We start from the raw sequence: 10,290 nt of genomic DNA, 5'->3' as shown, positions 1-10,290 counted from the left end.
GGACAAAGCCAGCTACGCGGCGGGCAGCGACATGACGGTGACGGTGACGCTGAAGGACGCGAACGGCAACCCGGTGGCGGGGGAGGCGGCCTTGCTGACGGCGGAGGCCGTCACGGTGGCCAACGCCACGCTGAACGGCAGCTGGAAGGAGAACGGCGCCGGGATCTATACGGCGGGCTACACGGCCATCACGGCGGGCACGGGCCTGAAGGCCGGGGTGAAGCTGCCGGGCTGGAGTAAAGGCAGCGACTCTGCGGCCTATGCGATCAGTGCGGGCGCCCCGGCGCAGGCAGCGTCCGGCGTTAAAACGGACAAAACCAGCTACGCGGCGGGCAGCGACATGACGGTGACGGTGACGCTGAAGGACGCGAACGGCAACCCGGTGGCGGGGCAGGCGGCCTTGCTGACGGCGGAGGCAGTGACGGTGGCGAACGCCACCCTGAGCGGCAGCTGGACCGGCGGCCTTGACGGCACCTATACGGCGAGCTACACGGCCATCAGGGCGGGCACGGGCCTGAAGGCCGTACTGAATCTGCCGGGCTGGAGCCAGGGCAGCGACTCTGCGGCCTATGCCATTACGGCGGGCGCCCCGGCGCAGGCAACGTCCGGCGTGAAAACGGACAAAACCAGCTACGTGGCGGGCAGCGACATGATGGTGACGGTGACGCTGAAGGATGCGAACGGTAACCCGGTGACGGGAAAGGCATCCTCGCTGACGGCGGAGGCCGTGACGGTGGCGAACGCCAGCCTGAACGGTATCTGGACCGACAACCAGGACGGCACCTATGTGGCGAGCTACACGGCCACCAAGGAGGGCACGGGGCTAAAGGCAACGTTGGGTTATACCGGATGGGATGGTGAAGTTTACTCAAAAAAATATGCAATTATCATTCTGCAACTGGAAATCGTACGCGTTGAAGTAAATGGTAATTCGTTAGATCTTAATAAGTCGTTCTCTGGCGTTATGTTTAAAAATGCATCCTTTACAATAACGCTAAATGAAAATGCTGATGATTTTTCCTCTTCGGAAGAGCTTACTGTTAAAAAAAGTAATGAGGATAAAAAATATATTGTGACCTTTGTTGCACAGCCGCTTAAAGATTTAACCATCACCATGAACAAAGAGGGTTATAAATCAGCTTCTTACACACTGAAGGTGAGTGAATATCCCTATTTCCTGGATTACTACACAGATCAGGCTTATGCCCCTTCTGCGGGGAACGAAAAGGCAGCTGATCGGCTCTGCAAGGCTAACGGAGGTGAGCTTCCTTCTTTAGCAACTTTCGACGCGGCCTATAAACTTTGGGGAAATTTATCTAAATATGGCTGGGTGTATTCGGATGCAGAAAACTATAGAACCTCTGAAACTAGGAGTGATGGAGGTACAGTTGATTTCAATATCAGTAATGGTGTACATGAAATTACTACATACAATGCCTGGGTCTTAAAACCCTTAAGGTGCGTTAACCATAATTAGGCTCAAGATCAGGATCAGTAATATATTACGGTGTGCGGCCCAGGGTATGTGGCAGGTTAACCATGACTGCTACATGCCGCGGGTACGGGCCTGACGGCGACTGTGAAGCTGGCCGGCTGGAGCGGAAAACCCCCGCAGGCCAGTGAGATTAAAGGCGTACCATCAGAGAAGCTATCTTCAGTTCCAAACGATAACACTATCTGCTTTGAGCTGTGCCACTCTCAGGTCACGTCCCCGAGGTTGTTCTTAAGAGAATACCGCAACGCTATTTTCCGGCTTGATGTGTAACGCTGGGTTTGATTCCTTTCGGCGGCATCGAATGCGCCTCATCACGCTTACGGCGTGCTTCAACAGGCCATGACAGACTCGCTCCATTGTTAAGCTGATGAGGTTTTTCATGTGTTTTAGCGTCTTTAATGGGAATATCAGGTGTGAGTGATTTAGCGGGTTATCAGGGGTTTTTAGACTTTCTGAAACGTGCCGGGAGGTGTAAATGGTGTCCCCTGCAGGAATCGAACCTGCAACTAGCCCTTAGGAGGGGCTCGTTATATCCATTTAACTAAGGGGACAGCGGCGCGCAGTATAGCGCAATTCATGCCGCAGATTAACCACTTACCGCGCTGACTGCGCGATTAACCATCAATTGTCCTGTTCTGCGGCCTCTTTTTTCTGCTGGCGCTTCGCTTCGGCTTCTGCTTTGGCTTTGGCTTTGTTACTCATATCGTTGCGAATCTGCGCATGGCTGATCAGCGCGAAGATAAAGGTACCGCCAATAATATTGCCTGCCAGCGTCGGCAGGGCAAACGGCCAGATAAACTCCTGCCACGGGATAGCGCCGTTAAACACCAGATAGAAGATCTCCACCGAGCCCACCACGATATGCGCCAGGTCGCCCAGCGCCACCAGCCAGGTCATCAGGATAATAATCCAGATTTTTGCCGCACCCGCTGAGGGGAACATCCACACCATGGTGGCAATGATCCAGCCGGACACCACCGCGTTGGCAAACATTTCGCCGGGAGTATTCTCCATCACTTTCTGACTGATGGTGACAAAGGCACCGCGAACGGCGTCGTCGAAAATCGGCATATGGTTAAAGGCCAGCGCGGCCAGCGCCGTGCCGATCAGGTTACCGAGCAGCACCAGGCCCCACAGGCGCATCAGCAGCAGCACGTTGCTGCCGCTGGGTTTGTGCATCACCGGCAGAACTGCGGTCACGGTGTTTTCGGTAAACAGCTGCTGGCGCGCCATAATGACGATGATAAAGCCAAAGGTGTAGCCCAGGTTCTCCAGCAAAAATCCGCCGGGGACGTCATGCAGATTCACCTGGAAGATCCCTTTCGCCATCAGCGAGGCTCCCATCGACAGCCCGGCGGCGATGGCGGAAAACAGCAGCGCCAGTCCGTCACGCTCCAGCTCCTTCTCCCCCTCCTGACGTATCTGCTCGTGAACGGCGGCGGCGCGGGAGGGGAGGGCATCTTCATCCACCTCAATCTCCTCACCCTGTTCGCTTTCCTCACTTTCTACCTGGTTTTCATTATCGTTTTGTGTGGTTTTCATCATCGTTCCCGAAAAAATAGTTATCCCCTAAGCGTAGCGGGTATTTGCTGATGTGATGTCAGGTCACCCTGTTTAAGATTAAGAGTAACAAAGCTTTAACCACAGGCTACAATCGCTTAAAAAGCCGCCATTTCAGGGGGTTTTAAGGGGGTAAACGGCAACAGACCGGGCCTGGTCAGCTTAGGCAGACACACTCTTTGTGGTACTATCCCGCCATTAAATTTAACACTATGCGATTTTCCTCTCATGCTGGCAGCCCAAAATCTGACATGTGTTCGCGATGAGCGAACGCTCTTTAGCGATCTCAGTTTTACCGTTAAAGCCGGCGATATGGTGCAGGTGGAAGGGGAAAACGGTGCGGGCAAAAGCTCCCTGTTACGCATTCTGACCGGTCTCAGCCAGCCAGAGCAGGGGGCCGTGCTCTGGCAACAGCGCAGCATCCACCAGCAGCGCGACGCGTTTTACGCCAGCCTGCTCTACATTGGCCATCTGCCGGGGGTAAAAGCCGTACTGACCCCGTTTGAAAACCTCCGTTTCTGGTATCCGCACGCGTCGCAGGACGAACTCTGGCAGGCGCTGGAGCAGGTCGACCTCACCGGCTATGAAGACGTAGCGGTTGCCCGGCTGTCGGCCGGTCAGCAGCGGCGCGTGGCGCTGGCCCGGCTGTGGCTGTCCCGTGCGCCCCTGTGGATCCTCGATGAGCCGTTAACCGCTATCGATCAATCCGGTGTGGAAACGCTGATGTCACTGTTTATAAAGCATGCCGGGCAGGGCGGGGCGGTGATCCTGACCACGCATCAGGCGCTGCCTTCGGCGGCGGTCAGCCGCATTCGCCTGACGTCAGGCGGGGCCGTCTGATGCTGTGGCCGGTCATGAAGCGGGAGCTGCGCATCGCGTTTCGCAGCGGGGCGGAAATTGTTAACCCTTTGTGGTTCTTTTTGATTGTCATCACCCTGTTTCCTTTAGGGATCGGGCCGGAGCCTGAGCTGCTGGCGCGGATTGCGCCCGGCATTATCTGGGTGGCGGCGCTGCTTTCGTCCCTGCTGGCGCTGGAGCGTCTGTTCCGTGACGATTTTCTCGACGGATCGCTGGAACAGCTGCTGCTGCTGCCCACGCCGCTGCCGCTGACGGTGCTCGGTAAGGTTGCCGCCCACTGGATGGTCACCGGCCTGCCGTTGCTGATCCTCTCGCCGCTGGTGGCGCTGCTGCTGTCGCTGGATTTTACCACCTGGCGTGCGGTGGCGCTGACGCTGCTGCTGGGGACGCCCACGCTAAGTCTGCTGGGGGCGATTGGCGTCGGGCTGACCGTCGGGCTGCGTCGGGGCGGAGTATTACTGAGTTTACTGGTGCTGCCGCTGGCCGTGCCGGTCGTGATTTTTGCCAGTGGGGCGATTGAAGCGGCCAGCCAGGGGCTGCCGGTTGATGGCTATCTGGCCCTGCTGGGCGCTCTGCTGGCCGGCAGTGCGACGCTGGCACCTTTTGCCACGGCGGCGGCACTACGAGTAAGCGTACACTAACCGGCTGATAAGACAGAATAACAGGCTGACGTACGAACGATTGACGAACAACACCAGAACGATGACTTTTTGACTGTGAGCAAAATAATAATGTGGAAATGGATACATCAGCTGGGCAAGCCAGAGCGGCTGTACCAGTTATGCGGTCGCTTTGTACCGTGGTTTGCGGTCCCGGGCGTGGCCGTGCTCTTGCTTGGCTGGGTGTGGGGCTTTGGCTTCGCCCCGCCAGCCTCTGAGCAGGGTGACGGTTTTCGTATCATCTATATCCACGTGCCGATGGCCATGTGGTCGATGGGGATCTATGGCTCTATGGCCGTCGCCGCTTTTATCGGGCTGGTCTGGCAGTGGAAAACCGCCGATCTTGCCGCGATGGCCATGGCACCCATTGGCGCGGTGTATACCTTTATTGCGCTGGTGACCGGGGCCGCCTGGGGCAAGCCGATGTGGGGGGCGTGGTGGAAGTGGGACGCGCGTCTGACCTCTGAGCTGGTGCTGCTGTTCCTCTATATCGGTGCTATCGCGCTGTATCACGCCTTTGAGGATCGCCGGGCGGCCGGTCGTGCCTCGGGCATTATGATCCTCGTGGGGGTCATTAACCTGCCGATTATTCACTACTCCGTCAACTGGTGGAACACTCTGCATCAGGGCTCCTCCGGGGTGCTGTTACAGGCTGTCGACCCGAGTATGCGTCCGCCGCTGCTGTGGGCGGTGCTGGGCGTCTGGCTGGTATTTATCACCCTGACGCTGCTGCGCCTGCGCAATCTGCTGCTCCACAGCGAGCGCCACCGTCCGTGGGTGGCGGCGATCGCGGCAAAAGGAGGGCGCAGCGTATGACCCCTGCCTTTGCATCCTGGCATGATTTTTTTGCCATGGGCCACTATGCCTTCTACGTCTGGCTGGCCGTTGCCAGCACGCTGATCCCGCTGGCTCTGCTGGTGCTGCACACGCTGTGGCAGCGTCGTCGCCTGCTGGCCGGGATCCGCCAGCGGCAGGCGCGTGAGCAACGCATTCGTGCGGTAAAAATGAAAAAGGCCGCCCCTGCCGCGGCAGGAGAAAAATCGTGAATCCCCGTCGTAAAAATCGCCTGATTCTGGTGACGCTGGTGCTGGTCGGGCTGGGTCTCGCTACCGCGCTGGTGATGTACGCGCTACGATCGAACATCGACCTGTTCTATACCCCGGGTGAAGTGATCAACGGCAAGGGGGACCAGCAGGTGAAGCCGGAGCCGGGCCAGCGTCTGCGCGTGGGCGGCATGGTACTGCCGGGCAGCGTGAAGCGCGATCCGCATACGCTGAAAGTGTCGTTTAAGCTCTATGACGCGGTGGGGGTGATCAGTGTCAGCTACGAAGGGATCCTGCCGGATCTGTTCCGTGAAGGGCAGGGTGTGGTGGCGCAGGGTGTCCTGCAGGACGGCACTCACGTGACGGCCTCTGAGGTGCTGGCAAAGCATGATGAAAAATACACCCCGCCGGAAATTGAAGACGCAATGAAGAAAAACCATCGTTCCCCGGCGGCCACCGCCGCCAGCGCCGCAGCGGGAGGTCAGCCATGATGCCGGAAGTGGGAAGTTTCCTGCTGTGCCTGGCGCTGGCGCTCTCGCTGCTGCTGAGTGTCTACCCCCTGTGGGGGGCCGCGCGCCAGGACCAGCGTCTGATGGGGCTGGCGCGTCCGCTGACCTACGGGCTGTTTGCCTGCATCGCCGGGGCCTTTGCGATCCTCGTCCATGCGTTTGTGGTAAATGATTTCAGCGTTGCCTATGTGGCTACCAACTCCAATACTCTGCTGCCGGTCTATTATCGTATTGCCGCCACCTGGGGCGCGCACGAGGGATCGCTCCTGCTGTGGGTGCTGCTGCTTAGCGTCTGGACGCTGGCGGTGGCGCTGTTCAGTCGTTCCATGCCGCAGGATGCCATCGCGCGCGTGCTGGCGGTGATGGGGATGATTAACCTCGGTTTCCTGCTGTTTATCACCCTGACATCCAATCCGTTCACCCGCACGCTGCCTGACTTCCCGATCGACGGCAGCGACCTGAACCCGATGCTGCAGGATATCGGCCTGATCTTCCATCCGCCGCTGCTGTATATGGGCTACGTCGGTTTCTCCGTGGCCTTTGCCTTTGCCATCGCTTCACTGATGGCCGGGCGGCTGGATACGGCCTGGGCGCGCTGGTCGCGGCCCTGGACCATGGCAGCCTGGGTATTTCTCACCATCGGCATCGTGCTGGGGTCGGCCTGGGCCTATTACGAGCTCGGCTGGGGTGGCTGGTGGTTCTGGGATCCGGTAGAAAATGCCTCCTTTATGCCGTGGCTGGCCGGCACCGCACTGATCCACTCGCTGGCGGTGACGGAAAAACGCGGCACCTTCAAAGCCTGGACGGTGCTGCTGGCGATCACTGCTTTCTCCCTCAGCCTGTTGGGGACCTTCCTGGTGCGCTCCGGGGTGCTGGTGTCGGTTCACTCCTTTGCCTCAGATCCGGCGCGCGGCATGTTTATCCTCGCCTTCCTGATTATTGTGATTGGCGGTTCGCTGCTTCTCTACGCCATTAAAGGCGGCAAGGTGCGCAGCCGGGTGCAGAACGAGGTCTGGTCGCGCGAATCGTTCCTGCTGGGCAACAATGTGCTGCTGATTGCCGCGATGCTGGTGGTCCTGCTCGGCACGCTGCTGCCGCTGGTGCATAAGCAGCTGGGGTTGGGCACCATCTCTATCGGCGAACCCTTCTTCAATACCTTATTTACCTGGCTGATGGCACCGATGGCGCTGCTGATGGGGATCGGCCCGCTGGTGCGCTGGCGGCGGGATCAGCCACAGAAACTGTGGAAACGGCTCGGGCTGGCGCTGCTGGTCACGCTGCTACTGTCCGTCCTGCTGCCGTGGCTGATGCAGGATCGCATCGAGGCGATGACGGTGGTGGGCCTGCTGATGGCGGTCTGGGTGATTATCCTGACCTTGATGGAACTGCACGAGCGCGCTACTCACCGGCACGGCTTCTTCAGCGGACTGCGGCACCTGTCGCGCAGCCACTGGGGCATGGTGCTCGGCCACCTGGGTGTTGCGGTGACGGTGATCGGTATTGCCTTCAGCCAGAATTACAGCGTGGAACGCGATGTGCGTATGAAAGAGGGCGACGGCGTGGACGTGGCCGGTTACCACTTCACGCTGCGCGGCGTGAATCGCCTGGTGGGCCCGAACTATTCCGGTACGTCGGGGGTGATAGACGTCACCCGCGATGGAAAGCATGAGGCGACGTTGTCGGCGGAAAAACGCTTCTACAGCGCGGCGCGAACCATGATGACTGAAGCGGCCATCGACGGCGGATTCACCCGCGACCTTTACGCGGCGCTGGGCGAAGAGCTGGACGACAAGTCCTGGGCGGTGCGTCTGTACTATAAACCCTTCGTGCGCTGGATCTGGTTTGGCGGCGTGTTTATGGCGATCGGTGGGGTGCTGTGCCTGCTGGATCCCCGCTACCGGTCGCGTAAAAAAGCCCTTAAGGAGGCGGTATGAATAAGAAAGTGCTGTATATCCCGCTGATCCTGTTTTTACTGCTGGCCGCGGCGCTGCTCTGGCAGCTCAGTCGCAATGCCAACGGGGATGACCCCACCCGGCTGGAGTCCGCGCTGGTCGGTAAGCCGGTTCCGGTTTTTAAGCTGGAGTCGCTCGAGCAGCCGGGCAAAACCTATGACCAGTCGGTGCTTAACGACGGTAAGCCGATCCTGCTGAACGTCTGGGCCACCTGGTGCCCGACCTGCCGGGCCGAGCATCAGTATCTGAATACCCTGGCCGCGCAGGGCGTGCGCGTGGTGGGGCTGAACTATAAAGACAACCGGCAGAAAGCGGTCGACTGGCTCAACAGCCTGGGTAACCCGTATGCCCTGAGCCTGTATGACGGTGACGGAATGCTCGGGTTGGATCTGGGCGTGTACGGCGCGCCGGAAACGTTTTTGATCGACGGTCACGGCATTATCCGCTATCGCCACGCCGGGGATATGAACGAACGGGTCTGGCATGATGAGGTGAAACCGCTGTGGCAGAAATACAGCCAGGGGGCCGGATCGTGAAAGTGTACGGGATCCTGCTGGCGCTGGTGCTGTTCAGCGCGGGTGTGCAGGCTGACAACATTGATACCTATTCCTTCGCGACAGTGGCCCAGGAGCAGCAGTACCGCCAGCTTACGGCGTCGCTGCGCTGTCCGAAGTGTCAGAACAACAGTATTGCCGACTCAAACGCCATGATAGCGGGCGATATGCGCCTGAAAGTGTATCAGCTGTTACAGGCCGGACAGACACCTGAACAGGTGAAGGCTTATATGGTGGCGCGCTACGGTAATTTTGTTTCTTACCAGCCGCCGGTCACCCCGTCGACGCTGATCCTCTGGGCCGGGCCGGCCCTGTTTGTCATTATCGGCGCGCTGGTGATCATCCTGCGCAGCCGTAAACGGGCCGTACGCGTCGAGCTGGATGCTGAACAGCAGCAGCGGCTTGATGCACTGTTAAAGAATGACGGGAAGCAATCATGAGTGCGCTTTGGTTAACGATCCTGATCCTGCTGGTAGCCGCCTGTGGGCTGATTTTATTCGGCGCCGGGCGTCGCAGAAGACATAGCACAACCGATCGCGACCAGCTGAATCAGGTCTTTTATCATCAGCGTCTGCAGGAGCTGGAAGAGGATGAGGGGCAGGGCGTCGTGGCCGATCGCCCCGAGATGGTGCGGGAGCTGCAGGAAACGCTGCTGCTGGATATCCCGCAGCAGACCTCGCCGCCGCAGGCACGTCAGGTCAGCCGCTGGGTGCTGCTGCCCGGTGTGGTGATCCTCGTGGTGGTCAGCCTTGGCGTCTATTTTAAGACGGGAGGCCTGCAGCAGGTCATGGTCTGGCAGCAGGTGAAAAATGAGCTGCCTGCACTGCGGGCACAGGTGATGGACCCTCAGGCGCGACCGCTCAGTATGGAGCAGCTGGCGCGTCTGGCGCTGGGCATCCGTTCCGGGCTGCAAACCGAGCCCGGTAATCTTGATGACTGGAAAATGCTGGGCCGCCTTGGCATGGTGCTGAATAACGCCGCGATGGCCACCCAGGCCTTCCGTCATGCGCTACAGCTGGCCCCCGGCGACCTGGATGTTCGGCTCAGCTATGCCGATGTGCTGACGCGGTCCGCCGATCCACAGGATAACCGCGAAGCCCTGATGATGCTGGAGCCAATGGCGGTGCAGTATCCCGACAGTATGCAGGTGCAGGGGCTGTTAGCATTCAATGCCTACAGCCAGCAAGATTACACGCAGGCGATTGCATCATGGAATAAGATGTTGTCTCTGTTACCGAAGGGTGACGGACGTGCGGTCATGATCCAGCGCAGCATTCAGCAGGCGAAAAGTGCGTCAGGTAAAGAGAACAGCCGCCTGGCATTAACAATCAGTCTGTCCCCGGCGGCAGAAAAAATGTTACCGAACGACGGAGTGTTGTATATTTCTGTGTCTGACGGTATTTCGCAGGTTCCCGTAGCCGTGAAAAAAGTGCCGTTGAGTCATTTTCCTTTATCGATCACGCTGGATGACAGTAATGCCATGATGCCAGATCGGTTACTATCCGCGCAGCATCAGGTGCAGGTTCGCGTACGCATCTCACGCGACGGCAGCGTAAATCGTTCACCCGGCGACTGGTTCGGGTTGAGCGAGATACTGCCATTTTCAGGTCAACAGCAGCTTGCCGTTGAAATTAACCGGCAATAGCGGGCGATAATCTAA

General features: G+C 58.8%; 11 protein-coding genes and 1 tRNA gene. 10 read left to right on the top strand and 2 right to left on the bottom strand.

What is annotated here, in order from left to right:
- Window positions 1-1,477 (top strand): invasin domain 3-containing protein (locus IFU29_RS06025; protein ID WP_274604279.1); only part of this gene is annotated, 1,477 nt, incomplete at its 5' end.
- Between the two features lie 494 nt (window positions 1,478-1,971).
- Here IFU29_RS06025 and IFU29_RS06020 read toward each other — a convergent pair.
- A tRNA-Arg gene (locus IFU29_RS06020) sits at window positions 1,972-2,046 on the bottom strand.
- 70 nt (window positions 2,047-2,116) lie between these two features.
- Window positions 2,117-3,037 carry a formate/nitrite transporter family protein gene (locus IFU29_RS06015; protein WP_191933069.1) on the bottom strand — a complete coding sequence of 307 codons (921 nt, stop codon included), beginning with the start codon at window positions 3,035-3,037 and terminating at the stop codon, window positions 2,117-2,119.
- Window positions 3,038-3,283: 246 nt separating this feature from the next.
- Between IFU29_RS06015 and ccmA the strand changes: the two genes are divergently transcribed.
- The 9 genes from ccmA (at window position 3,284) to ccmI (ending at window position 10,275) form a co-directional block, all read left to right on the top strand.
- Complete coding sequence (gene ccmA / locus IFU29_RS06010) at window positions 3,284-3,895, top strand: cytochrome c biogenesis heme-transporting ATPase CcmA (RefSeq protein WP_191933068.1); 612 nt, start codon at window positions 3,284-3,286, stop codon at window positions 3,893-3,895.
- A complete protein-coding gene (gene ccmB, locus IFU29_RS06005; protein WP_062743033.1) occupies window positions 3,895-4,554 on the top strand; it encodes a heme exporter protein CcmB in 660 nt (219 codons plus the stop codon). The genes ccmA and ccmB overlap by 1 nt, the downstream gene beginning before the upstream one ends.
- A 90-nt stretch (window positions 4,555-4,644) precedes the next feature.
- The gene (locus IFU29_RS06000) at window positions 4,645-5,388 is read left to right on the top strand and encodes a heme ABC transporter permease (RefSeq protein WP_191927976.1); all 744 of its coding nucleotides are present in this window, start codon (window positions 4,645-4,647) and stop codon (window positions 5,386-5,388) included.
- A complete protein-coding gene (gene ccmD / locus IFU29_RS05995) occupies window positions 5,385-5,618 on the top strand; it encodes a heme exporter protein CcmD (protein ID WP_062743031.1) in 234 nt (77 codons plus the stop codon). Before IFU29_RS06000 ends, ccmD begins: the two co-directional genes overlap by 4 nt.
- Entirely contained in the window at window positions 5,615-6,106 is a 492-nt protein-coding gene (gene ccmE / locus IFU29_RS05990) for a cytochrome c maturation protein CcmE (RefSeq protein ID WP_062743030.1), read from the top strand. The genes ccmD and ccmE overlap by 4 nt, the downstream gene beginning before the upstream one ends.
- Window positions 6,103-8,058 carry a heme lyase CcmF/NrfE family subunit gene (locus IFU29_RS05985; RefSeq protein WP_191933067.1) on the top strand — a complete coding sequence of 652 codons (1,956 nt, stop codon included), beginning with the start codon at window positions 6,103-6,105 and terminating at the stop codon, window positions 8,056-8,058. The genes ccmE and IFU29_RS05985 overlap by 4 nt, the downstream gene beginning before the upstream one ends.
- Window positions 8,055-8,612 carry a DsbE family thiol:disulfide interchange protein gene (locus IFU29_RS05980; RefSeq protein ID WP_191933066.1) on the top strand — a complete coding sequence of 186 codons (558 nt, stop codon included), beginning with the start codon at window positions 8,055-8,057 and terminating at the stop codon, window positions 8,610-8,612. Before IFU29_RS05985 ends, IFU29_RS05980 begins: the two co-directional genes overlap by 4 nt.
- Window positions 8,609-9,070 carry a cytochrome c-type biogenesis protein CcmH gene (locus IFU29_RS05975; protein ID WP_191933065.1) on the top strand — a complete coding sequence of 154 codons (462 nt, stop codon included), beginning with the start codon at window positions 8,609-8,611 and terminating at the stop codon, window positions 9,068-9,070. The genes IFU29_RS05980 and IFU29_RS05975 overlap by 4 nt, the downstream gene beginning before the upstream one ends.
- Window positions 9,067-10,275, top strand: coding sequence for a c-type cytochrome biogenesis protein CcmI (gene ccmI, locus IFU29_RS05970; protein WP_191933064.1), 1,209 nt, complete (start codon window positions 9,067-9,069; stop codon window positions 10,273-10,275). Before IFU29_RS05975 ends, ccmI begins: the two co-directional genes overlap by 4 nt.
- Window positions 10,276-10,290: the final 15 nt, after the last annotated feature.

This window comes from Erwinia persicina, from assembly GCF_014838825.1.
GTDB lineage: Bacteria > Pseudomonadota > Gammaproteobacteria > Enterobacterales > Enterobacteriaceae > Erwinia > Erwinia persicina_A.
This window is presented reverse-complemented; position numbering and strand designations above follow the sequence as displayed.